Source organism: Streptomyces sp. NRRL B-1347 (assembly GCF_000720325.1).
Taxonomy (GTDB): domain Bacteria; phylum Actinomycetota; class Actinomycetes; order Streptomycetales; family Streptomycetaceae; genus Streptomyces.
This window is the reverse complement of record NZ_JOJM01000018.1, coordinates 141119-165892: the sequence shown is the minus strand read 5'-3', so window position 1 is coordinate 165892 and position 24774 is coordinate 141119. Positions and strand designations below refer to the sequence as shown.

The window sequence follows — 24774 nt, the reverse complement described above, 5'->3', positions numbered from 1 at the left end:
ACATGGCCGCGAACGCGCAAAAGGGAATCACCGGTCTTTGGGTCTTCGAATCCGTCAGTGATGTCCCTACGGGCTACACCCTCGTTCACAGCCGCCTGAACATCAATGACAAGGGCAAGGGCAGGTATCTCGCCTACATGCGGGAAGAGGGGGCCGCGCTGACGAATCTGGTCCTCCACTTGGCGTGGGCGCAGCCGTCACGCGTGTACCGGGCCGAGCAGTCCGCTCTGAATCTCAACGAGGGCTCCCCGGGAGCGGGCGGTGGCCCCGCCGTTCCCTTCTACCTCGCGTACACCACGGAGGCCGAAGAGGGAGACAGCGAGATCATCGACATCGACGTCATCAAGGCCACCGACTCGCCGGAGAAGGGCTGGGACAGGATCCCGTTCAACCTCAACTCCTCTGTCGCCGGCGGCACAGCGCTCAACCTCGTCTTCCTGCGCTCGTGAGCCGCTGAGCGGCACTGACAGCCACGGCTGAGGCTGTCTTGTCCGGCTGCTGAAAGCGTCGCCGCCAGCGCTCCGGAAGCAGTCGGTGTACGGAGCCCTCGGGCACAAACGGGCCGCCGCCACCCAGCGCTCCCAGGCCCACGACGTACCTCGCGAGGAAGGCAACGCTACGTCGTACGGCAACCTCCCCTCTGAGCCGATCTCAGGGAATCGGTGTGGCGGCCACGGGCGGGTCGGTAGCGTCACCGCCATGCCGAGTGCCGACGAGCCGCCGCTCAACGACCTCAAGGATGCGCAGATCCAGAAGCTCCCGGGTGAGATCGCCTCGGGCGGCACTCAGGCGAAACATCGCGCGTGGCCCGAGTTCCCCACTTCCCAGGAGCCGTCTTGCACATACCCAGATACGTCACCGCCGTCTGTGCCGCCGCCGCTGCGACGGTCCTGGCCACCTCCACGTCCGCGGCAGCGACCACCGGACCTCAGCAGGACAACTTCCTTCCCGCCCTGGCTCATTCCATACTCCACCTCGACATCGATCCGCCGGGCGCCAACGACTGGACCTGCCGTCCCAGCGCCACCCACCCGCGTCCGGTCGTCCTGGTACACGGCACCTACGAGAACCGCTACAACAACTGGGCCCGGATGTCCCCCGAGCTGAAGGCCCAGGGCTACTGCGTCTACGCCCTCGACTACGGCGACACCGACGACGCCGGAGCGGGCATCGCCCCCGCCGTCAAGGGCTACGGAGACATCAAGAAGTCCTCCAAGGAGCTGGCCGCCTTCGTGGACAAGGTGCGCGCTGCCAGCGGCTCCGGCCAGGTGGACCTGGTCGGCCACTCCCAGGGCGGGACCCTGGCCCGCTGGTACCTCAAGGCCGACGGAGGCGCGAACACGGCCGACCCCTCCAAGAACAAGGTCAAGAAGGTCGTCCAACTCGCCGCCACCAACCACGGCACCACCCTCAGCGGCATCGAGACGCTCGCCGACAAGCTCCACATACTCCAACTCGGCGAGAAGACCTTCGGCAAGGCAAGCATCCAGCAGTACGAGAAATCCGACTTCATCAAGGAACTCAACGCCGACGGCGACACCGTTCCCGGGGTCGACTACACCGTCATCGGCACGAAGTACGACGAGATCAGCACCCCCTGGCAGAACACCTTCATGACGGCAGGCCCCGGAGCAACGGTGCAGAACATCACCTTGCAGCAAGGATGCTTCGTCGACCTCTCGGCCCATCTGAGCCTGTCCTACAGCCCACGCGCGATCGGACTGGTCAAACGAGCCCTGGACCCCTCAGCCCTCACGGCCCCCTGCGTACCGAGGGCACCCGCCCTCTGACCCCGGCCCAAAGATCCCCCCTGGTGCATGGTCACCAGGACGCGCGCGGTTGGTCCGGGCGCAGCAGGGCGGCATCGGCCGCGCGCCCGAACACCACTGCTCTCTCTGATGAACGCAATCCCACACAGGAACGCCCCTCCCGGCGATGTCGGGAGGGGCAACCGACGTAAGGCGTAGTGCCCACTCCGGCCCTCGGCGTTCACGCCAGGGCGCTGCCCGACCACCGGCCCCGCTCCGCCGCCTCCAGGTCGGTCAGCAGTACGGCCGCGATCTCCGACCGCGGCTGCGGGTCCATCAGTTCCTCGTGGCGGAAAGCGATCCGGGACACCCGTACGGCGTCCCCGACATGGGGTGCCCATGCCTGTGCCCGTGCCTGGAGTTCGTCTTCGGTCGCGCCCTTCGTGCCGACGAACAATCGGATAGATCCCGTGAAACACCCGGGGACATAACGCTGGGCCAGCGCCGCGTTGTTGCGCATCACGGCGAGCATCCGCTCCAGGTGCCGTTCACCTATGCCGGCGAGCCTGCTGCCCTCGCCTCGTGCCAGGGCGAGCGCGACTTCCGGCGTCAGCGCGGCATCAGAACGGACGACCCCCGCATGATCCAAGAAGGCCGTCAGGAGTTGGCTCTCGGAAGGAGGCTGCTCCCCCGCCACGGCGGGGCGGCTGTCCACCACCGTCAGCGAGGTGACCGCCTCGCCCGCGGCTTGCAGCCGTACCGCCGCTTCGAAGGCAAGGAGCCCGCCGAACGACCAGCCGAGCAGGTGGTAGGGGCCGTGCGGGCGGATTTCCCTGATGCGGCCGACGTATTCCTCGGCCACCTCCTCGACCGAGGTCGGGAACCGCGAGGAGGAGGCGTCGATGTCGGGTGACTGGAGGCCGAGGACGGGCCGGTCGGGGCCCAGGTGCGTGGCCAGGCCCGCGTAGGGAAGGCTCAGGCCGAGAGCGGGGTGGAAGCAGAACAGCGGCGGCCGGGAGCCGGAAGGGTTGATCGGCAGCACTGGTGCGAAGGGGTCCTGCGAGGTGTCCGGCCGCAACGGTGTGCCGGGGGCCGCGGCGCCCTTGTCCCGTAGTACGGCGGCCAGTTGGTCCACGGTCGGCGCCGTCAGGATGTCGGTCAGTGACAGGCGTATGCCCAGGGTGCGGCGGATGCGCGACAGCGTCTGGGTGGCCAGGAGGGAGTGACCGCCCGCTTCGAAGAAGCTGTCCCTGATCCCGATCCGTACGCCCCCGAGGACGTCGCTCCAGATGTCGAGGAGCGCCGCCTCCACCTCGTCCCGAGGGAGGTCGTCGGTGGATGTCTCTGCGGGGTGCGCCTGCGGGGCGGGCAGGGAGCGGCGGTCCACCTTGCCGTTGGCCGTCAGCGGGAGCCGGTCGAGGAAGACGATCGTGGACGCGGCCATGAAGGCGGGCAGTCGTTCCGCCATGCGGCGGGCGAGGTCGGGCTCGGCGTCCGGGGCCGCCACCACATAGGCGATCAGGCGCGCCTCCTCGGTGCCGGCGGAGTCGACGACGACCACCGCGTCCTTGACCTGCGGCGACGAGAGCAGCACCGTCTCGATCTCGCCCGGCTCGACGCGGTATCCGCGTACTTTCACCTGGTGGTCGAGACGGCCGCGGAAGTCCAGCTCGCCACCGGGCAGTGACCGGACCAGGTCTCCGGTGCGGTACATGCGGCTGCCCGGCGGGCCGTAGGGGTTGGGCAGGAACTTCTCCGCGGTCATGCCGGGCCGGTGCCAGTAGCCCCTGGCAAGACCTGGGCCCGCGAGGTACAGCTCGCCCACGACGCCGACGGGGACCGGGGACAGCGCATCGTCCAGTACGAGGGCCTGGGTGCCCGGCAGCGGGCCGCCTATCGTGATCCGTTCGGCGGTGGTCACCTCGCGGCCCGTGGCGTAGGTCGTGTACTCCGTGGGGCCGTACAGGTTGTTGATCCGCGCCCGCGGCGCGAGTCGGCGCAGCTGGGCCACGATCTCGGCCCGCAGCGCCTCCCCCGCCAGGTTGATCACCCGGACGTCCGGCGGTATGCGGCCCGCTTCGGAGAGGACCCGGCCCACCGACGGCACGATGTTGAGCATGCTCACGTCCGTGGGAGCGCCCGAGGCGACCGTGGTGTCCCCGGCGTCCGACTCCAGCAGGTCCAGAGCGTTGTCCGCCAGGATCGCCGTGCCCCCGACCGACAGCGGTGCGAACAGCTCGAAGACGGAGAGGTCGAAGGAGATCGACGTGCTGAACAGCACCCGGGCGAGCTCCTCCCCGGTGAAAGACGTGGCTGCCCAGCGCACGAACGCGACGGCGTTCTCGTGGCGCAGCACGACGCCCTTGGGGCGGCCCGTGGATCCGGAGGTGTACAGGCAGTACGCCGCGTTGTCCGGCGTCACACCAGTAACACCAGAGACACCAGGGTCGGCGTACTCGGCGGAGACCGTGAACGGCTCGTCGATCAGGAGGAGTTCGGCCGCGGGCCGCTCCAGCCGGTCGACGACGTCGGACGCGGTCACCACCACCCTCGCCCCGCTGTCCTGAAGCATGTCCTGGACGCGGGCCCGCGGGTACTCCGGGTCCAGCGGCAGATAGGCGCCGCCCGCCTTCAGTACGGCCAACAGGGCGACGACCATCGTGGCCGAGCGGCCGAGGAAGACCCCGACGAGCTGCTCCGGTCCGATCCCCCGCTCGCGCAGCAGCGCCGCCACGCGGTCGGCCCTGTCGTCGAGGTCGCGGTAGGTGAGCCGCTCTTCTCCGTCGACCACGGCGATGGCGTCGGGGGTGCGGCGTGCTGAGCGTTCCACCAGGTGGTGCAGGCACGCGTCGTCGCCGGTGTGCGGTTGCGCGCGGGACAGTTCGGCTACGCGGTCGGCGAGCCGGGCGTCCGGGAGCATCGACAACTCGCGCAGGGGCGTGTTCGGGCGTCCAGTGAGCCGGTCGAGCAGGGTCAGGATGCCGTCGGCGAGGCCCTCGATCGTCGAGCGGTCGAACAGTTCGGTCGCGTACTCCAGGCCCGCCGTGATCGATCCGTCGGGACCGATCTCCTCCGTGACGAAGGTCAGGTCGAACTTCGCCGTACGGTCCCCGGTGTCCAGCTCAGTGACCCGCAGGTCGCCCAGGCGATGCTCGCCCGGGGTCAGATGGGCGGACAGCACCTGGAAGAGGGGGTGGGCACCGGCCTCCCGGGCGGGGGCGAGTTCGGCGACCAGTCGGCCGATGGGCAGGTCACGGTGGTCGTACGCGCCGAGCAGGTCGGAGCGCACGCTGTCCAGGAGAGTCAGGAAGGTGCTGTCCCGCTCGACGGTGCAGCGCAGTACGACAGTGTTGACGAAGTAGCCGATCAGGGAGGCGGCCTCGTCGTGCGTGCGCGCGTCCACCGGGAATCCGACGCAGATGTCCGACTGCCGGGTCCACTTCGCCAGCGTCGCGTGGAAGGCCGCGAGCAGCACCATGTACAGGGTGGCGTCGTGCTGCTTGCGGAATTCCTCCAGGCGCGCGGCGAGCTCCGGCGGCACGCTGAACCTGAGCATGTCGCCCGACTGGGTGGGTACTGCGGGCCGGCTCCTGTCGGTCGGCATGTCCAGCAGGGGTGCCGCTCCGGCGAGCCTTTCTTTCCAGTACCTCAACTGCCGTGCGTAGTCGGGTCCTTCGGCCCACTCGCGCTGCCATACGGCGTAGTCGGCGTACTGCGCGACCGGCGGGGGCAGCGGGGAGGTCCGGCCTTCGGCGTGGGCGCGGTACAGCGTGCTCAGTTCGTCGAACATGATCGCGGTGGAGGGTCCGTCGATGCCGATGTGCGGGACGGTGACGACGAGGACGTGGTCCGTGGGCGCGTTGCGGACCAGGTGCACCCGCAGTGAGGGGTCGGTCGCCAGGTCGAAGCGGTGGTCGGTGTGGGCGTCGCTGACCGCCGTCAGCCGGTCCGCGCGCCGGTCCGGCGGGAGCTGCGTCAGATCGGTGACGTCCATGGGGACCTCGCCGGGCGGATCGACGATCTGGTGGCCGACCCCGTTCTCGGAGACGTAGCGCGTCCGCAGGCTCTCGTGTCTGCGCACGAGTTCCCCGAGCGCGCGGCGCAGGGCGCCCTCGTCGAGATCACCCTGGAGCCGCAGGTCCGTCCGCACGTTGTACGCCATGTCGTGGGCGCCCAGCTGGTCGATGTACCAGAGCCCTTCCTGGCCGAGGCTGAGGGGGACGCGGGCGGGCCGGGGCCTGCTGGTGAGGGTGGTCCGGTCCTGGCTGAGCGCTTGGAGGATCTCGGTTCTGGCGTTCCGCAGGGCGGCAAGGACGGCCGGGGCGAGCGGCTCGGGCGCGCGGTAGCGGAGCGAGCCCTCGTGGACCCACAGGCGGGTGCCGGAGGCGCGCAGCTCGGCGAGCAGGCTCTGCACATCGCTCATGACCAACTCCTGGTGTGTGGCGGCGCTAGCTCAGCGCGAGGAGGTCCAGCAGGTCCTCGTTGTAGAAGTCGTCGAGGCCGCAGGCCCCGGACAAGGTGCCGAAGTACCGGTCGACCAGGTCCTGGTGACCGGAGATCGCCCGCAGCAGGGAAAGGCGTGACTCCGGGACCCTGAGCTCGGCGGTGGTGAGGGTGCTGCGGTAGAAGCCCATGAAGCGCTGCTCCAGCTCACCGGCGTACCTCGCGAGTGCCGCGTCGAGCTGCGCGCCGTCGTCCAGACCGGTGCCGATGCTCTCGACGAGGAGCTGCGCCTGGAGGAAGGCGTCGGTGATGCCGCGGGCGGCGATGGAGTCCTTGTGGTGGGCGGCGTCCCCGACGAGCGCCCAGCCGGGGCCTGCCGCCTGGCGCAGGTAGTTCTGCTGATCGCCGGTGCCGTAGAGCCGTTCGACCCGGCGGGCCGCGGACATCCGCTCGCGCAGGCGGGGAGCGGTCGTCCGCACGGCCTCCAGATGGGCGGGCTCGGCGGCCGCGCGCACGGTGTCGAAGTCCGCTTGCGGGAAGTACGTCATCACCAGCGTGAGCGCGTCGTTGGTCGGGATCACCCCGATCCACCGGCCGGGCCGCTCGTACAGCTCGAAGTCGGCCGGCAGGCCTTCCCAGTAGCTGTAGTAGGTGCAGGTCAGGCGCCGGTCCTCGGTGATCACCGGGGCCTCGGCCCGCCGTGCGACGAGCGAGCGCATGCCGTCGGCGCCGACGACGAGCCGGGCGCGTTCGACCGAACGCTGCCCGCGGGGTGTGGTGTACGCGACTCCGGTGACCCGGTCGCCGTCGAAGAGGAGGTCGTCGACGCGGCACTCCTGCCGCAGCTCCGCGCCCGCCGCGACCGCGCCCTCGGCGAGGAGGGGGTCGAGCACGTGGCGCCGGGGCGCGAAGGCCGCCCGCTGTCCTTCGACGGGCGGTGAGCAGCCGCGAATGCTGATGTCCGCGGCCTCGTACCGTACGCGTTCGAGGGGCGGGCAGCCGGAGTCGCGCACCTGGGCGAGGAGTCCCCAGCGGTCCAGGAGCGCCGTGCCTGGCTGGTGGATGTAGTGGGACGAGAGCGTGTCGCGCGGGAAGCGGACGCGGTCCAGGAGCAGGACGCGGTATCCGGCGCGCGCCAGGAGCATCGCCGTGGGGGACCCCGCGCAGCGCGCGCCCACCACTATGACGTCGTACATCTTGTCTTCTTCCTCCTGGTTGTCGGGCCGTGGACGGTATGGGCCCGTTGATTTGCGTGGGGGTGCTGCGCCTTAATGAGGTCGGCGACGGTGCCGCCCCGCCGCTTCCCGTCGCAGCCGTGCGGCCCAGGCGAAAGGGAGGGGTTCGCGTGCGTGCGATCGTGATCCGGGCACCGCGTGACGTCCGTGTCGAGGAGGTGCCCGACCCGGTCGTGCGCGAGGCGACGGACGCCGTGGTGCGGCTGGTGGGCTCCTGTGTCTGCGGCAGCGACCTGTGGGCGTACCGCGGGGTGGCGGGCACCGTGCCGGGGCAGCGGATGGGGCACGAGTTCGTGGGAGTCGTGGCGGAGACCGGGTCCGAGGTGACCCGGCTGCGGCCCGGGGACTTCGTCATCGCGCCGTTCGCGTGGTCCGACGGCGTCTGCGAGCACTGCCGCGAGGGTCTGCACACCTCGTGCCCGCGGGGCGGGTTCTGGGGTGACGAGGGTTCTGACGGCGGGCAGGGCGAGGCGGTGCGGGTGCCGTTCGCGGACGCGACGCTGGTGCCGCTGCCGCCCGAGCTCGCCGGGGAGCGGAAGCTGCTGCCCGCCCTCCTCGCGCTGTCCGACGTCCTGAGCACCGGTCACCACGCGGCGGTGAGCGCGCAGGTGCGCCCGGGCGCCACGGTCGCGGTGGTCGGTGACGGCGCGGTGGGCCTGTGCGGGGTCCTTGCCGCACGGCGCCTGGGCGCGGAACGGGTCCTGCTCCTCGGCCACCACGAGCGGCGGGCCGCCGTGGCGCGTGCCTTCGGTGCCACCGACGTGGTCGCCGCGCGGGGCGACGCCGCCGTCGCCGCCGTCCGTGATCTGACCGGGGGTCAGGGGGCGCACGCGGTGCTCGAGGCGGTCGGGACCGCCCAGTCGCTCGGCACCGCCCTCGCCATCGCCCGGGACGGCGGCGCGGTCGGCTGCGTGGGGGTGCCGTACGGCGGCAACGCCGGGGTGGACCTGCGCCGGATGTTCGACCGCAACATCGCCCTGCGCGGGGGCATCGCCCCGGTCCGCGCCTACATTCCCGAGCTCCTGCCGGACGTGCTGTCCGGCGCCCTCGACCCGGGGCCCGTCTTCGACCGTACGGTCCCGCTGGACGAGGTGCCGGACGGCTACCGGGCGATGGACGACCGGTCGGCGCTGAAGGTGCGCATCACCTTCTGAGGACGGGGCTGCCGGTGCTGCGCGGTGTCCTCGTTCTGTCAGGCGGCGCGCTTCACGTGCCGGACCAGCCAGGTCAGCAGGGGATCCAGGTCGGCGGCGGCCGACAGGACCCGGTCGACCGCCTCGGGGGTGTGCAGCCACTCCTCGTCGCCGAGGTGGCGGGCGGCGATCAGTGAACGGTGGCGCAGCAGCTGGGTGCGGGCGTGGTCGGTCGGATAGCCGCGCGGGGGGCGTTTCATCACGTCCCCGGAGATCTCGTAGCCCTTCTTGCGTACGTCCTCGACGATGGCGGCCAGTTGGCGGCCGCTGCCCTCGGCGGCCACGGCCTTGCGGAACATGTCCACCTGGCCGGGGTCGGGGTACCACCAGGCGCCCTGGATCCGCAGGCCGTCCAGGTCGAACCGGAGGCCGATCTCGATCTTGCGGCCGAGCCGGATCACCGCGCCCTGGTGCTGCCACCACCACGCGTCGGTGCGGTAGTGCCAGACGGAGAAGTCCTCGTAGCGGGGGTCGGCGTCCGCGACCTCGTGCAACAGGGCGATCATCGGCTGCCGGACCAGGTGCTCGCGGTCCGCGCGACAGCGCTCGCGGGTCGTGTGGTCCGGCTCGCCCTGGAGCTGCACCAGCACGTCCATGGCCCGCTCCGGCCAGCCTGTGAACCGTCCCCGCATCCGCGCAGGATAGCTCACCCATGATCCGCGCGCGGGGACAGCGAGACGGGCAGGGACGCGTAGCCCCAGACGTGGTGGGAGGCGTTGCGGCGGGGCTCACCGGCCAGTGCCACCTGCCCCGTGCGGTGGGCGAGTTCGCCGAGGAACACGGAGAGCAGGAGCCGCGCGAGCGGGGCGCCCAGGCAGAAGTGCACCCCGGTGCCGAACGTGAGGTGGCGGTTGGGCCTGCGGTCGAAGCGGGCGGCGTCGGGATCCTCGAAGGCGGCGGCGTCGCGGTTGACCGACGTCAGCCACACCACGACCGCGTCACCGGCCTTGATCCGGGCACCGGACAGGCTGAGGTCGCGGGTGGCGACGCGCAGCACGTGCGTCGCCGGGGCCGTCAGGCGCAGGATCTCCTCGACGACCGGCGCCGTCTCCAGGCGGCCCGCGCACAGTTCGGCCCACGCCGTCGGGTGCCGCAGCAGGGCCAGGAGCCCTGAGGTCATGGCGTTGCGGCTGGTCTCCGTGGCGGCGACGATCACGTTGTCGCAGGCCAGGATGATCTCCTCGTCCGAGATGTCCTGGCCGCGGGAACGGGCGTGCAGCAGCGCGGAGACAACGTTGGCATCGGGGGCGCCGGGCGGTTCGAACAGCGCCTCGGTGTAGTAGCGCAGGATTTCCAGGTGGGCCTCCTGGACCTCGCCGCTGTCCACGTCGGCGCCGGTGACACAGGCCATGGCGGCTTCCAGCGGGCCGACGGCGTCGTCGCGTACGCCCAGGAGTTCCGCGGTGACGGCCAGGGGGATGCGGGCGGCGATGTCGCGGGCGACGTCGCAGTGTCCGGCCGTCAGCGCCTCGTCGATCAGTGCCCCCGTGACCTGGCGGGCACGGGTTTCGAGGCGGGCCATGGCGCGCGGGGTGAACAGCGGGGTGAGCGCCTTGCGGATCACGTCGTGGCGGGGCGGGTCGGTGAGGGCCAGCATCGTCCCGGCGCCCGGGTAGGGCTCGGTGAGGTTCTCGCGGAGCATGGTGCCGCGGGTGGAGGTGAAGTCCTTCCAGTCCCTGAGCACCCGCTGGGCGTCCTCGTGGCCGGTCACCGACCAGAAGCCGCCCTTCTCCCCCTCGTCCTGCCAGCTGACCGGGCGCGTGGCCCGCATCTCCCGCCAGAGGCCGTGGGGATCGCCGCGGGCGTACAGGTCCGGGTCGGTGAGGGAGGGCGCGGGGCCGGAGAAGGGGCACTCTGGGGGCGCGAGGGGCACGGGTGCACTCCGTTCGGGGTCCGTTCGAGTTCTGGTGGGGCCGGTGCGCTACGGCCGGTCGGCGAGGAGGTCTTCGACGTGGCGGGCGAGTTCCCGCAGCTGGGGGTGTTGGTAGACGGCGCGGGTGGAGATCACCACGCCCAGGCTTCTCTTGAGGCCCGCGATCACTTTGAGGGCCATGAGGGAGTGCCCGCCGAGCACGAAGAAGTCGTCGTCGGCGCGGACCCGGTCCCGGCCGAGGACCTCGGCCCAGGTCCGCGCGATCAGCGGCTCGACCGGTCCTGTCGGTTCGAGGTGTCCGTCCTCGTCCGTCGGGCGCGCCTCCCGGGCGCGGTCGGCCGCGGCCGACAGGGCCGGGTAGTCCAGTTTGCCGTTGGCGGTGAGCGGCATGTCCGGCAGGACGGTGAGGCGGGAGGGCACCAGGTAGGGCGGCAGGGTCGCGGCGAGGTGCCGCAGCAGGCGGGCCGCCGTCTGTTCGGGGGCGTCGGCCGTGGCGGGGCCCGGGCCCAGGGTGCAGTACGCGGCCAGGCCGCGTGCGGGATCCGCGGTGACCGCCGCCGCGGCGACGTCCGGATGGTCGGCCAGGACCGTCTCGATCTCGCCCGGTTCGATGCGGAAGCCGTGCAGTTTCACCTGCCGGTCGGTCCGGCCGAGGTAGTCGAGGGTGCCGTCGGCGTGGCGTCGTACGCGGTCCCCGGTGCGGTACATCCGGGACCCCGGTGGCGCGGCGGCGGCCGGGTCGGGCAGGAACCGCTCCGCGGTGAGGGCGGGGCGGCGCCGATACGCCTGCGCGACACCGGCCCCGGAGAGGAACAGCTCGCCCTCCGTGCCGTCGGGCACCGGCCTCAGCAGTCCGTCGAGCACCTGGGCCCGTACGCCGCGCAGCGGCAGGCCCAGGTGCGGCCGGTCGCCGGTGATCCACGCGGCGGTGGCGTCGACGGTGGTCTCCGTGGGGCCGTAGACGTTGACCGCTTCGACGAGCCCGCGTTCGGCCGCCAGAGCGAGGTCCCGCCACAGGGAGACGGGGATCGGCTCCCCGCCGACGAACAGGCGCAGCGGTGTGCCGACGGGCCCTTCGAGCAGCAGGTCGCGCAGGACCTGCCAGTGCGAGGGGGTGACGTCGAGATCGGTCACGGCGTGCTCGCGCACGTACGCGGCGAAGGCGGCCGGTTCGGAGCGCAGCCGGTCGTCGATCAGGACGAGGGTGTCGCCGCGGCACACCCGTGCCCACTGCTGAACGGACGCGTCGAAGGAGACGCTGGCGTTCCAGCCGACCGTCCGGGGCGCGTCGGCGTAGAGCCCGCCGTGTTCCAGAGCGGCGATCAGGTGCGCCACGCCGCCGCGGGAAACGACGACGCCCTTGGGCCGGCCGGTCGAGCCCGAGGTGTAGATGACGTAGGCGGGGTCGTCGGCGGTGGGGGTCGGCTCCGGGAGTCGGTCGGCGGCGTCCTCGCCTGGGCCCTGGGGCCGTTCGTCCACGGTCACCGGGCGGACGCCCGGGTGGGGCGTCGGGTCCGGCCGGTCGGTGACGACCAGGCGCAGGTCCGCGTCCTGCGTCATGTGCGCGAGGCGCTCGGCGGGGTAGCCCGGATCGAGCGGGACGTACGCGCCGCCCGCCCGCCACACGGCGAGCAGCGCGACGACGAGGTCCACCGAACGCGGCAGGCGCACTCCCACCAGCGTGCCGCGGCGCACCCCGTGCCCGGCGAGCACGGCGGCCAACCGGGCGCTGCGGTCCGCCAGTTCGCCGAAGGTCAGGCAGCGCTGTCCGTCGCGGACCGCGGGCCTGTCGGGCATGCGGTCCGCCGTCCGCAGGAAGCGGAGAACCGGATCCCCATGAGGTGCGGGCGCCGCCGGTGCGCCGTCCGTGTCCGGCATGCCGGTCGCCTCCGTCGCGCGGGGGGTCATGTGCCCAGTCCCGCGAGGGCGGGCACCGTGGGCCTGCAGTCCTCCACCCGGACGGGTTCGCCCATCGCCACCAGGATCCTGCGCTCCCCCCGGAAGGGCTGGCGGCCGTGGGCCGCGAGGACGTTGTCCACCATCATCAGGTCGCCCGGTCGCCAGTTCTCCCAGACGGTGGCGCGGTCGTACGCGGCGTGGATGGTGGCGATGTCCTCTTCGGTGAGGGGCTCCCCGTCGCCGTAGGAGGTGTTGAACGGGAGCCGGTCCGGGCCGAGTTCGCCCGCCAGGACGTCGCGGATGTCCGGGTCGAGGGACCAGGCGTTCCAGAACGCCACGTGGTTGAACCAGACTTCGTCGCCGGTGCGGGGGTGCCGGATGACCGCGGAGCGGCGCTGGGTGGTGCGCAGGCTGCCGTGCTCGTCCCAGCTGTGGGCGATGCGCTCGCGGCGGCAGTACGCGGCCACGGCGTCGGCGGAGTCGGTGCCGAAGGCGGTGCGCCAGTCGAGGGAGAGGTGCTCGTCGTAGGTGCGCGTCAGGGCCCAGCCCTGCCGCCGGAACCGCTCGGTGAGCTCCGGGGGCAGCTGCCGCAGCACGTCCCGGCAGTCCGCGACGGGGGTGGCGCCGCCGTGTTCGGGCGCGGTCAGACAGCAGAACAGCAGGATGCCGGGGAAGGTGAGGGTGTAGCTGTTCTCGTTGTGCAGCCGGATGGGCTGGCTGGGCGGCAGGTCCGTCGAGGAGAAGACGTCGTCGCCGTACGCGGTGCGGGGTGTGGCCTTCTCGCGGTAGGGGGCGTTCTCGGTCAGCAGCCGGTCCCTGAGTGCCGCGAAGTCCTGGGGTGTGGTGATGGGCAGGCCGCGCAGGTAGACCGCTCCGTGTTGGTCGAGGGCCGTGCGCAGGGGTGCCCGTACGGAGTCCAGCCAGGCGCCGGCCTCGGTCACGTCCTGGGTGTGCGGGGCCTGGACGAGGGCGGGTCGTCCGGGCGGCTTGACGCAGTCCACGATTGCCTCTCCTTGTGACGGACGGTCGGCCCGGTCCTGGTGCCGGGCGGTCAGCCCGGCGTCGGCCGGTGCGCGGTCGACGCCGTGAAGTGCGCGGGCAGCGCCTCCCAGACCGCCGGGGTGTAGAAGTGGCCGCCCGGCAGCCGGTCGGCGCGCAGGTTCCCGCTGGTCGCCTCGGCCCACTGCCGGTCGACCTCCGGTTCGATGACGGGGTCGTCGGCGCCGTACAGCACCTGCACGTCCACGCTCGTGCGGGTCTTCGCCGGCCGGTAGGAGTCGCGTACCCGTACGTCGGCCCGCATCAGGTCGACCGCCATGCCGCGCAGGTCGGCGTCCTGGAGCACGTAGTCGGGCAGCGATCCGCTGGTGCGCATCCACAGCAGCAGGTCCTCGTCGCTGTCCTCGGCGCGCGGGAAGCGGTCCCGTTCGGTGACCCCGCGGTACGGGGCGTTGCAGGAGGACACGATCAGGGTCTGGGGCAGCGGGGCGCCCTGCCGTTCGAGGCGGGTGGCCACGTCGTAGGCCATCCAGCCGCCCATGCTGTGGCCGAACAGGACGTAGGGCAGTTCGCCCGCGGCGCTGCGCACGGCCTCGGTGGTGTCCTCGGCCAGTTCCTCCCAGCCGGGGGCGAAGTCCTCGGCGAACCGGGCCTCGCGGCCGGGGTAGCACACGAGGGCGAGGTCCGTCTCCTCGTCGAGCAGGGGCCCCCAGCCGCGGTAGGCGCCGGTGCCGCCGCCGCAGAAGCCGAGGCACACCAGGGTCCGCCGGGCCGCGGGCCGCCGCAGGGGACGGATCACGGCCCGTCGTGGGTCAAGGCGCGTGGTCATCGCGGTGTCCCCCCGCGCCGGGGTGGTGCCGCGGCCCGGTGTTCCGGGCGTGCGGGCGGGGTCCTGAGGTCGCTCACTTCCGCTCCTTCCTCGTTCCCGGTGCGCGTCCCGGCGCGGCACGGCCGTCGGGCCGTGCGCGCGGGGCGTGCCGGTGGTCAGATCTCGGTGAAGTCCAGGCCCGCCTCGGCGATCGTGGTGAGTGCGGCGGCCAGTCGGGGCGCGTGGCGCTCGTCGAGCAGGGTGAAGTGGTTGCCGGGCACGGTGCGGGTCACCACGTCGGGGAGCACCTCGCCCCAGCCGTGGTCGGGCCCCGGACGCAGCGGGGCGTAGGGGTCGGGCTCGGCGCCGGTCTCCGTGGCGCGCAGCAGGTGCACCGGGCCGTCGTAGGGGTGCGGCGTGTAGTCCAGGTACGCGCTGCGGTTGCGCTCGATCGCCCGCCGCAGCCGGGCCAGTTCGTCGGGGGCCTCGTCGCCGATGGCGGTGTCCAGGCCCTCCACGGCGATGATGTCCAGGCCCAGGAGCGCGGCGCGCGCCGCGGCCCGTTCGGCGGGCTCCGCGCGCCGCCCGTTCGGTGGCACCCAGGTGTCCAGCAGGACGGTGCCGGTGACGTCATCGCCGCGCTTGTGCCACTCGCGGGCCATCTCCAGGGCGATGCACCCGCCCATGGACCAGCCCGCGAGCAGTACGGGGCTGAGGCCGCGGACGCCGTCGACCGCCTCGACGTAGCGGGCCGCGAGGCTCTCGACCGTGTGCTCGGCCTCGCCGTCCGGGGACTGCAGGCCGAAGACGGAGAAGTCGTCACCCAGTGCCCTGGCCACGGCGTGGAACGGCAGCGCCGAGCCGGACGTGGCGTGCACGAAGACGACCAGGGGTCTGCCGGGACGCGGCACCAAGGGCACCAGGCTGGTCTCCGGGGCGCTGTGGGTGAAGTCGAGGCGCTCGGCGAGCCGCCGTACCGTCGGTGCCTCGAACACGTCGGCCACCTTGAGGCGTACGCCGAGGCGGCGGGCGCACACCGCGATCAGCTTGAAGATCTTCAGGGAGTGACCGCCCAGGTCGAAGAAGCTGTCGGTCACCCCCACCTCGGCGAGGCCGAGTGCCTCGGCGTAGCTGCGGGCGAGCTGGCGCTCCACCTCGTTGGCGGGCGCCACCCTGGGGGTGGTGCGCGGGAGCGTCTCGCCGAGCCAGGCCCGTTGCAGCGCTCGGCGGTCGGTCTTGCCGTTGACGTTGACGGGGACGGACTCGATGGCCTGGATGCCGGCGGGGACCATGGTCTGCGGCAGGGCGCCGCGCGCGTGGTCGAGCAGGGCGGCGGCGTCGAACCGGGCGTCCGGCGCGGTGCGGACGAAGGCGGCGAGGGCCCGGTCGACGCCCTCGCCCACGGTCACCACGACGCACTCGGCGACGTCGGGGTGCTGGCGAAGCACCGACTCCACCTCGGCGAGTTCGATGCGGTTGCCGCGGATCTTGACCTGGGTGTCCAGGCGTTCCAGGAAGGTCACCGTGCCGTCCGGCCGGTAGCAGCACAGGTCGCCGGTGCGGTACATGCGGCTGCCCGGCGGGCCGTACGGGTCGGGCAGGAAGCGCTCGGCGGTCAGCTCCGGGCGGTGGTGGTAGCCGTGGCTGATGCCGATCCCGGAGCTGAGGTACGCCTCGCCGGGCACGTTGACGGGAGCCACGTTCAGTTCCTCGTCCAGGACGTACATCCGGTAGTGCCGGTGGGGGCGGCCGAGCGGCACGACCGGGTCACCGGGGGTGTCGGCGAGCCGGGTGCTGACCATGCAGGCGGTCTCCGTCGGGCCGTAGCCGTTGATCAGCTCGGTGCCCAGGGCGGCGAACTTCGCGTAGAACGCGTCGCGCAGGCCCGGTGTCACCACTTCGCCGCCGGTGTGGAGATAGCGCACGGCGCGCCAGCGCGCGGGGTCGTCGATGTGGTCGACGACCGCCTGCAGCAGGGTGGGGGTCAGGTACACGGTGGTCACGGCGTGCCGTTCGACCACCTCCACCAGTTGCTCGGGGTCCTTCTCCGCGCCCGGCGGGCACACCACGATGCGGGCGCCCACGTACAGCGGCCACAGGATCTCCCACAGCGAGGTGTCGAATCCGTAGGACGTCTTGAACAGCATGACGTCGTCGGGCCGGTAGGCGAGGTGGCGCTGCATCTCCAGGATGTCGGCGACGGCCGTGGCGACCGGGCAGATGACCGCCTTCGGTTGGCCGGTGGATCCCGAGGTGTACAGCAGGTGGGAGACGTTGTGGCAGTCGCCCTGGGCCGGGAGGTCGCCGTCGGCCTTTCCCTCCGCGGCCGTGTCGAGAGCGGCGAAGGTGTGCACGGCCCAGGATCCGGCGGGCATCCGGCCGGTGCCGTTCGCCTCGGCGACCACGAGCTGCGGGGCGGTGTCCTGGAGCATGAATGCCAGGCGCGCGTCGGGCAGTTGGGGGTCGAGCGGCACATAGGCCGCGCCGCTCTTGGCGACCGCGTACACCATCGCCAGGGTGCGGACGCTGCGGTCCATGAACAGCGCGACGCGGGTCCCGGGTCCGGCGCCCAGGCCGCGCAGTGCCCGGGCCAGGCGGTTGGCCCAGGCGTTGAACTCCCGGTAGGTGAGGGTCCGCTCCCCCACCTCGACGGCGACCGCGTCGGGGGTCCGGGCGGCCTGCTGCTCGAAGGGCTCGGCCAGGGTGGCGTACGGGACGTCGAGCGGCTGGTGGGGGTTGAGGTCGTACAGGATCCGCCGCCGCTCCGCGTCGGTGACCAGCGGATGGGTGCCGACGGCCGCGTCGGGGTCCGCCGCGAGTTCGGTGCTCAGGTGCAGCCAGATGTCGCGGAAGCGATCGAGGGTCGCGGCGTCGAAGAGGGCCGCCGAGCACTCCATGACGCCGCTGACGCCCCGGGGCGTCTCCGACAGCGTCGCCGACAGCTCCCACTTGGCCGTGCCGTACTCCAGGAGCTTGAGCGGGTTCATCTGGGCGCCGCGCAGCTGGAGCCGCTCGTCGCTCTGGAAGCCGAAGAAGGTCTGGAAGACGGGGTGGGTGGTGAGTCGGCGCGGGGCGCCCAGCGCGTCCACGATCCGCTCGAAGGGCACCGTCTGGTGGTCCTGGGCCTCGGCGGTGGTGGTGTGCACGGCGCGGATCACGTCGTGGAACGACGCGGCGGCGACCACGTCGGTGCGCAGCGCCACCGACTTCACGAAGCATCCGGCGACGCGCTCGGCGTCGGGGTGGTCCCGGCCGCTGAGGGCGGTGCCGACGACGGTGTCGCGCTGTGCGGTCAGCCGCATCAGGAACACCTTGTAGGCGGCGAGCAGCACGACGAACAGGGTGGTGCCGTTGCGCGTGGCCAGGTCCTTCAGGGCGCTGACCAGAGCGGGCGGCAGGTCGACGGCGACGGAGTGGCCGCTGCGGCTCGGCTCGTCGCCGCGCGGCCGGTCGGCGGGCAGGTCGAGGACGGCCAGGTCGCCGCCGAGCTTGTCCTTCCAGTAGGCGAGTTCGACGACGGCACGGTCCTTGTCGGCGGTGTCGTCGAGCCAGGCCGCGTAGTCGAGGAAGCCGACGTCCGGCGGCGGCCCGAGCGGTGCGCCCGCCAGCAGGGCGCTCAGCTCCTCCATGTACGTCGACATGGAGGCGTAGTCGTTGACGATGTGGTGGATGACGAACACCAGCAGCACGGCGTCGCCGGGCAGGGCGACGGCCGAGACGCGGAACAGGGGCGGCCGGTCGACGCGCAGCGGCACCTGTGCGCGGGCGTTGGCGATCTCCTCGGCGCGGCGCTCGGCCTCATCGGCGGGCAGCGCGCGCAGGTCGTGCCAGTCCACGTCGGGGTCGAACGGCGGCCGGTCGTACTGGCGGGCCTCGCCGTCCTCGACGTTGATCCGCAGTCGCAGCGCGTCGTGCCGCTCGACCAGGGTGCGCAGGGCGCGGCGCAGGTCGGCCTCGGTGCAGGCCCAGGGGATGCGCAGGTTGTCGAAGCAGTTGTACTCGGTGCTGTCGGGGAAGAGCTGGGTGAAGAACCAGATGCCGGCCTGGGCGGGGGTGAGCGGCACGCCCGTGCCGGGGCGGTGTGCGGGGATGGCCAGGTGTCGGGTGGTGGAGACGCTCTGGCTGAGCAGTCGCCGGATCAGTTCGTGCCGGGCGTCGGTCGTCTTGTCCATCTCAGCCTCCCGAGCCGCGTGCGTTGAGTGCCTCGATGCGCTCGGCGGCCTCCTGCTCGGACATCGAGCCGACGAGCTCGCCCAGGGTCTTCTCGATCAGGGCGGCGAGGCCGCGTACCGTCGGGTCCTCGAAGAACGCGGCGACGGGGATGCGGATGCCGAACAGGGCGGAGATCCTGACCATCACCTGGGCGACCTTGAGGGAGTTGCCGCCCAGGGAGAAGAAGTTGTCCGTCGGTCCGACGTCGGGCAGCGCCAGGACGCGGCTCCACAGTCGGCACAGTTCGGCCTCCAGGTGCGACTGCGGCCGCTCGCCCGTGCTGCGGGCCGCCCGGTCCTCGGCGGTCGGTGCGGGCAGCGCGGTGCGGTCCAGTTTCCCGGAGGCGGTGCAGGGCAGGGCGGGCAGGCGGACGTAGACCTGGGGCAGCATGTGACTGGTGAGGCGTTCGGCTCCCCACCGGGCCAGTTCGTCGACGTCCACGTCCGGGCCGACGACGTAGCCGACGAGGGAGGCGTCGCCCTGCTCGTCGGGGCGTACCAGGACCGCGCAGTCCCGCACGCCGGGTCCTTCGGCCAGGACCGCCTCGACCTCGGCGGGCTCCACCCGGGCGCCGCGGATCTTGGTCTGGGTGTCGGCGCGGCCCAGGAAGAGGATCTGTCCGTCGGGGCCGTGTGCGCCGAGGTCTCCGGTCCGGTAGAGGCGTTCGCCGGGTTCGAGGGCGTAGGGGTGCGGGACGAAGCGTTCGGCGGTCAGCGCGGGCTGATGGTGGTAGCCGCGGGCCAGACCGCCCACCCCAGCGACGCAGATCTCCCCGGGGACGCCGTCCGGCACCGGCTGGAGCGCCTCATCGAGCACGTACGGCCGGAACACCCCGACCTGGCGGCCCACCGGTACGTGGGCGGCGTGCGGCGGCACCCCGGTGTCCAGGTGCGGCCGGCGGCCCTCCCAGAGGGCGAGCTCGCACGTCTCGCTCTGGCCGTACGCCGAGTGGATCTCGGCGTCGCCGAACCGCTGGCGCACCCCGTCGAGGAGCCGGGTCGGCAGGGCCTCGCCCGAGGTCTGCACCCAACGGACGCCGGGGAACTTCGCCTCCCCGGCCTCGTCGAGGAACACCTTGAGCATGGACGGCACGAAGTGCACGAACGTCACGTCGCCGCGGCTGAGCAGCTCGACGAGGTGCGCGACGTCCGCCTCGCCCTGCGGCTCCGCGAGGCGCACCGCGCCACCGGCCGACAGCGGCGCGAGGATCTCGATGACCGCGACGTCGAAGATGAGCGGCGTCTTGTGCAGGGTGACCGTACCGGGCCCCAGGCCGTAGCGCTGGGCGGTCCAGTCGACGCGGATCGCGGCGCACGTGTGGTCGGTGACCACGCCTTTGGGGACGCCGGTGGAGCCGGAGGTGAAGTAGATGAACGCGGCGTTGTGCGGGTGTACAGGGGTGCGGGCCGCGGCGCGTTCGGCGGTGGCGGTGGCGGTGGCGGTGGCGGTGGCATCGTACGGCTGCTCGGTCACGCACGGGATGTCGGCGCCGTCGACGGTGCGCGTGCCCGGTGCGGAGACCAGCAGGTGCGCGCGGGCGGAGGCCAGCACGGTCCGGATGCGTTCGGGCGGCATCCGGTCATCGAGGGGGACGAAGGGCGCGCCGCACTTGAGGACGGCGAGCATGGCCACCACCAGCTCCGCCGAGCGGCGCAGATGGAGGGCGACCGGCCGCTCGGGTCCCGCGCCGAGGGCCGTGAGCCGGTCGGCGAACCGCTGGGCGCGGGCGTCGAGTTCGCCGTAGGTGACGGTGTCGTCGGCGCTGAACAGCGCGACGCGGTCGGGGTGGCGGGCCGCCTGCTCCTCGAAGGGGCGGTGCAGCGGATGCGGTGCGGGAGGGGCGGCCGCCGCGGCGTTCGTCGCAGCGATCCTGGCCGCGGCCTGCTCGGCGCTCAGCAGGCGCAACGAGCCGACGCGGGTGGCGGGCGCGGCCACGGCGTGGCGCAGCAGGGCGTCCACGGCGGCCGGGGTCCACTGCCCCTCGGGCGCGGTGATCTCCGCGGTCGTGGCCTCATCCGCTTCGGACGCGCTGTGCAGTACGACTCGTACGACGTCCTGTCCGTCCGGCATGGACGGGGCAGAAGGGACGGCTGAGGTGACCGAGACCGGTGCCGGTGCCGGCGCCAGTGCCGGTGCCGAGGAGTGGATCTGTGCGACGAGGTCGGTGAAGCGCGCCGCGTCCGTCACCCGCACCACCGACGGCGTGCCGCCGGTGCTCAGTCGGCGCTCCTCGACGCGGTCGTAGCGGAAGAGCGTCGCGGCGACCGCGGCGGTGACCAGCGTGTCCGCCGTACAGCCGTTTGTCCGCGCGAGGGCCGCGACCCGGTCCATGAGGTCCGGCGGCAGGGTCAGCCGCACGACCGGTCGGTGGGTTGTCACTGGTTGTCCTCCCCCTCCGTGTGGCGGCCCGCGCTCGCCGGTCCCGCGAAGCCGCAGGTGAGTTGCGCGGTGCGGGCGGTGATGCTCGGGAAGCGGTGCTCGCACTCGCCGATGAACGGGGTGCGGTACGTGGACGGCAGCCCTTCGAAGGTCTGCTCGCCGTACGGGTACAGGCCGTTCAGGGACACATCGATCAGCGCGGCGCGCAGTCGGCGAAGGAGCTGGTCGAGTATCTGCCGCTCGGGAACGGTTCGGCGGACCGTCAGGAAGAAGTGGTCGTAGAAGACCGAGCGGACGGCCCGGTCCTGCAGGCGCATCTCCCCGACGGACTGCTGGAGCAGGGACTCGCTGCCGGGCACCAGGCGGGCGGCGACGGCGCCGTGCACGACCTGGTTGACCCGCAGTGCCTCCTCCAGCTTCCGGCTCCCGGGGCCGTCCGCGGCGCTCGGGACCCGGCCGTGGAAGAGCCGGCGCACCGGTCGGTAGTCCGGCGCCCAGCTGCCGCTGAATCCGTGGTGGTGACGGTGCATCGCCGGGCGGATGACCCGGTCGTAGCTGTCCCGCGTGCAGGAACTGGTGTACAGCAGCATCGCGTTGTAGCCCTCGACCAGTCCGGCGAGCAGCTCGGCACCGGCGCGGGGCGGGTCCGGTACCGGCCTCGGGTCCAGTGCCGACCGCGGGTCCGATGCCGGCCTCTGGCCCGGTCCCGGTGCGCGGGCCAGCACCCGCGCCATCAGGTGCCACAGCAGGAACGAGATCTGGTGCCCGGTGATCCACCGGAACCAGAACACGTCGTCGAGGGTGTCGCGGTCGGCGAGGTGGATCTCCTCCTGCGACAGCCACGCCGTGGCGAGCCCGAGCCTGCGCGCGGCGTGCTCCAGGGCGGCGTCGGCGGCGGCGTCCGGCCCGTCCCCGTCGAGGTCGTCCGGCTCGGGCAGGTGGAGCGGCTCCAGACCGTAGGGGTAGGCGCCGAAGTCCCACTCCGCCACCCGTGTCGCGGTCGTCGCCTCGGCGGTCCTCCCGCTCACCGGCGTGCACCGGGTATGTAGGTGAACTCGAATTCGAGGCCGTTGACGTCGAGGAAGTAGAAGCTCTCCACGCCGTCGGCGTCCACCACGACGTCGGTCGCGGTCTCCTGGCCGACGAAGGTGTAGGAGCCCGAGCGGAACAGCGCCAGCCAGTGCTCGCGCCAGGCGACCAGTTCCTCGGACGAGGCCGCCTGCAGACACACGTGCTGGTACTGCGGCGCCACGGGATCGGGCGGTTGCGCGGGAGTGCCTTCCCGGCCGAAGAGGTGGAAGCGCACCGAGCCGCACTCCAGCTCCACGAGGGTGGTGATGCCGGGCAGCCGGCTGAGGGTGAGCGACGAGAACGTGGACAGCGTCCAGTTCGGCGTGCAGCCGAAGAAGTCCCGGTACCAGTTGAGGGAGTTGTCCAGATCGGCTGTCTGTACGCCGATGTGGTGGACGGACGGCGCCGCCACCGGCGGCGCTCCCGGGGCCCGGCGCGTGTCCGGTGTCGGCACGCTCATGAGGCCCGCTCCCCCGCCGCGGCCTCCATGCTCCGCCGCAGACTGGCCGGCCGCATGTCCGTCCAGACCTCGGCGATGTGCGTGAGGCAGGCGTCCTTGGGCCGCGGCGGGCCGATCACTTCCCAACCGGCCGGCACGTCTCTGCCCGCCGGCCAGATGGAGTACTGCTCCTCGGCGTTGCGTACGACGAGGAAGTCGGGCTCGCTAGCGGCCTCAGACGTGGTGTCCACTGCCGTCACCTCCCACAAGGCTCTCTACGATGCCGCCGCCCGGGTTCGGGGCGGTGCGGCCGTTGTCCAGGGGCATGCCGAGCAACTGGCCGATCAGGTCGCGGTGGTCGGTCCCGGCGGTGTCGGCGAGCGCGTGGGCGGCACGCAGCCGTTCGCGCTCCTCCTGGTCCTGCGACAGCTTGAACCGGCCCACGATGTCGGTGATCTCGACCTCGAAGCCGACGACGAAGTCGATCAGCTTGTCGATGCGTTCGTTGTCGGGCTCCAGGGTCGGCGGGCCCGGGTTCCTCTCCGAGCGCGCGGCCAGTTCGCACATCCCGGCCACGATCCGCTCGCGGTCGCGGACGATCCGGGCCCGGCCGCGGACCTGGACCGTGATGGAGTTCCAGGTCGGCAGTTGGTCCGTCTCGTAGACGGTGGGCGAGATGTAGCTGTTGGGTCCGTTGAACAGGAGGGTCACCGGGCGGTCGTCGAGGAGGCGGGCCTGTGGGTTCTCCCGGTCCAGGTGGCCGAAGAGGACTCCTCGGCCGCCTCGCGAACGGTCCAGGGTGAGCGGGAGCTGGGTGACGACCGGGTCGTCGGTGCCGCGCGCCGAGATCACGGTGGCGAACTTGAAGCGTTCCACGACCGCGTACATGCGCTCGGCGTCGCGCTCCACATGGCGGTCCGGCGGGTAGGGCGCCGCCCGGTCGACGGAGGCGGGGCCGAGCCGCGCCGCGATGTCGTCGACGATCTGCCGGGACCGGAAGGGCAGCAGGGACAGCAGCGTGTCTCCCAGGCCGAAGGAGCTCTCGCCCAGGCCTTGGACGTACAGGCCCGCGGTCAGCGGCGGAGTCAGGGCGACGCGATGGGCGGCGGTCAGTACGGGTTCGCCCTCCGGGTCGTGCCGGACGTACGGCAGCACGTCGGCGAACGTCCTCCGGTCCAGGCGGCGTTCGTAGCCGGTGGCCAGGACCACCAGGTCGCAGGGCAGGGTCGTGGTCGTCCCGTCGAGGCGGTCCTGGACCGTGGCCAGCGTCCCGCCCTCGCCAGGACCCGCGGCGACGAGGCGGGAGTAGGGGTGGATGAACAGCCGTCGGCGCCCCTTGACCTCGTCGAGGTAGGTGAGGCGGTACAGGTCGTCGAGCAGGCGCTCCTCCACGGCTCCGTAGTTGGAGTTGCGCACGTCGGCGAGTTGTCTGGCCCGGCGGTCCGCGGGCTGTTCCAGGAAGCGGCGCGAACTGTCGGAGAAGTACTGCTCGTTGACGAAGGAGCTGTTGTCCGTGGGGCGCGGCGCGATGCCGGAGGCGATCAGGTGGACCTCGATGGCGGGGTACTCCCTCAGGGCCTGCATCGCGATCTCGCCGGCGCTCTGGCCGTCGCCGACGAGGACGATCCGGTGCGCCCGCTCCGTGTCCGGCAGCCGTTCGGCGAACCGGGGCAGGAACTCGCTGGAGTGGATCACGTGGTCGAGGTCGGCGCCCTCGGGGATCCGGGGCCTTCCGCCGGGCGCCACGACCACGTTGCGCGCCCGCACGGTGCGGGTCCGGCCGCTGGACCGCTCGCGGTAGCGCACGTCGAACGACGAGGTGCCGTGCGGGGTGACGCCGACGACGTCGGCGCCGTAGCGGACCTGCTCGGAGAAGTCGTCCGCCGCCCACGCCAGGTAGTCGCTGTACTCGGCCCGCGAGGGATGGAACTCGTGCAGGTTCACGAACCGTTCGAGTCGCCCGCGGTGCTTGAGGTAGTTCAGGAAGGAGTAGGGGCTGGCGAGGTTGCGCAGGCTGACCAGGTCCTTGAGGAAGGAGATCTGCATCCGGGAGCCCTCCAGGAGCATGCCCGGATGCCAGCGGAAGCACGGGCCGCGCTCCAGGAAGAGGCAGCCGCGCAACGGATCGATCTCCCGTGCGGCGATGGCGAGCGCCAGGTTCGACGGGCCGAATCCGATGCCGACGACGTCGTACGTTTCGGTCGGCGATGGCCCCGAGGCCAGAGGGGACTCCAAAGCATCGTTGAGCAATCCGGGCACCCCGTCCTCTGATTCCCTTTGCCGGTGCACAGCCGCTTCAACCCGTGGGCGGCCCGCCCAGGGGAATCGAGACGTGCCATCCGCGCGATCGGCTCATGCGCAAGAAAGATGAGGGGCGGCAAAGGTTCGAATGTTATTGATGCGCCATTTCGAGAAAACGGCCAGCTCGCGGTAGGTGCAGACGGGGAAGCCGTCCGACGTATCCGACATCGGACA

Annotated in this window: 16 protein-coding genes; 3 read left to right on the top strand and 13 right to left on the bottom strand. The window is 72.1% G+C overall.

Annotated features, from left to right (window positions below; all coding sequences use genetic code 11):
- Positions 1-2: 2 nt before the first annotated feature.
- Complete coding sequence (locus IG74_RS0117865) at positions 3-449, top strand: hypothetical protein (protein WP_030677546.1); 447 nt, start codon at positions 3-5, stop codon at positions 447-449.
- Between the two features lie 387 nt (positions 450-836).
- A complete protein-coding gene (locus IG74_RS0117860) occupies positions 837-1790 on the top strand; it encodes an esterase/lipase family protein (RefSeq protein ID WP_030677543.1) in 954 nt (317 codons plus the stop codon).
- A 199-nt stretch (positions 1791-1989) separates the two neighbouring features.
- Here the strand turns inward: IG74_RS0117860 and IG74_RS0117855 are convergent, their stop codons facing one another.
- Entirely contained in the window at positions 1990-6171 is a 4182-nt protein-coding gene (locus tag IG74_RS0117855) for a non-ribosomal peptide synthetase (RefSeq protein WP_051854984.1), read from the bottom strand.
- A gap of 25 nt (positions 6172-6196) precedes the next feature.
- The gene (locus IG74_RS0117850; protein ID WP_030677536.1) at positions 6197-7387 is read right to left on the bottom strand and encodes an NAD(P)/FAD-dependent oxidoreductase; all 1191 of its coding nucleotides are present in this window, start codon (positions 7385-7387) and stop codon (positions 6197-6199) included.
- Positions 7388-7536: 149 nt separating this feature from the next.
- Between IG74_RS0117850 and IG74_RS0117845 the strand changes: the two genes are divergently transcribed.
- Positions 7537-8580 (top strand): zinc-dependent alcohol dehydrogenase family protein, encoded by a 1044-nt coding sequence (locus tag IG74_RS0117845; protein WP_030677533.1) that lies wholly within the window; start codon positions 7537-7539, stop codon positions 8578-8580.
- A 38-nt stretch (positions 8581-8618) separates the two neighbouring features.
- On the opposite strand, the gene IG74_RS0117840 is transcribed toward IG74_RS0117845, so the two are convergent.
- The 11 genes from IG74_RS0117840 to IG74_RS47990 form a co-directional block, all read right to left on the bottom strand.
- The gene (locus IG74_RS0117840; RefSeq protein ID WP_234334360.1) at positions 8619-9251 is read right to left on the bottom strand and encodes a DUF2461 family protein; all 633 of its coding nucleotides are present in this window, start codon (positions 9249-9251) and stop codon (positions 8619-8621) included.
- 14 nt (positions 9252-9265) lie between these two features.
- On the bottom strand, positions 9266-10492 hold the full coding sequence (locus tag IG74_RS0117835; RefSeq protein ID WP_051854983.1) for a cytochrome P450: 1227 nt from the start codon (positions 10490-10492) through the stop codon (positions 9266-9268).
- Between the two features lie 48 nt (positions 10493-10540).
- Positions 10541-12400: a non-ribosomal peptide synthetase gene (locus IG74_RS0117830; protein ID WP_030677526.1), complete on the bottom strand. Its 1860-nt coding sequence runs from the start codon at positions 12398-12400 to the stop codon at positions 10541-10543.
- A complete protein-coding gene (locus IG74_RS0117825) occupies positions 12397-13392 on the bottom strand; it encodes a TauD/TfdA family dioxygenase (protein ID WP_234334359.1) in 996 nt (331 codons plus the stop codon). The genes IG74_RS0117830 and IG74_RS0117825 overlap by 4 nt, the downstream gene beginning before the upstream one ends.
- A gap of 50 nt (positions 13393-13442) precedes the next feature.
- A complete protein-coding gene (locus tag IG74_RS0117820) occupies positions 13443-14219 on the bottom strand; it encodes a thioesterase II family protein (RefSeq protein ID WP_037825622.1) in 777 nt (258 codons plus the stop codon).
- Positions 14220-14374: 155 nt separating this feature from the next.
- The gene (locus IG74_RS0117815; protein ID WP_030677515.1) at positions 14375-18370 is read right to left on the bottom strand and encodes a non-ribosomal peptide synthetase; all 3996 of its coding nucleotides are present in this window, start codon (positions 18368-18370) and stop codon (positions 14375-14377) included.
- A 1-nt stretch (position 18371) separates the two neighbouring features.
- On the bottom strand, positions 18372-20789 hold the full coding sequence (locus IG74_RS45945; RefSeq protein WP_158857662.1) for a non-ribosomal peptide synthetase: 2418 nt from the start codon (positions 20787-20789) through the stop codon (positions 18372-18374).
- Positions 20786-21817 carry a hypothetical protein gene (locus tag IG74_RS0117805; protein WP_158857660.1) on the bottom strand — a complete coding sequence of 344 codons (1032 nt, stop codon included), beginning with the start codon at positions 21815-21817 and terminating at the stop codon, positions 20786-20788. Before IG74_RS0117805 ends, IG74_RS45945 begins: the two co-directional genes overlap by 4 nt.
- Positions 21814-22320: a VOC family protein gene (locus tag IG74_RS0117800; protein WP_078868847.1), complete on the bottom strand. Its 507-nt coding sequence runs from the start codon at positions 22318-22320 to the stop codon at positions 21814-21816. The genes IG74_RS0117805 and IG74_RS0117800 overlap by 4 nt, the downstream gene beginning before the upstream one ends.
- Entirely contained in the window at positions 22317-22550 is a 234-nt protein-coding gene (locus tag IG74_RS0117795; RefSeq protein ID WP_030677504.1) for an MbtH family NRPS accessory protein, read from the bottom strand. Before IG74_RS0117795 ends, IG74_RS0117800 begins: the two co-directional genes overlap by 4 nt.
- A complete protein-coding gene (locus IG74_RS47990) occupies positions 22534-24549 on the bottom strand; it encodes a SidA/IucD/PvdA family monooxygenase (protein ID WP_158857658.1) in 2016 nt (671 codons plus the stop codon). The genes IG74_RS0117795 and IG74_RS47990 overlap by 17 nt, the downstream gene beginning before the upstream one ends.
- Positions 24550-24774: the final 225 nt, after the last annotated feature.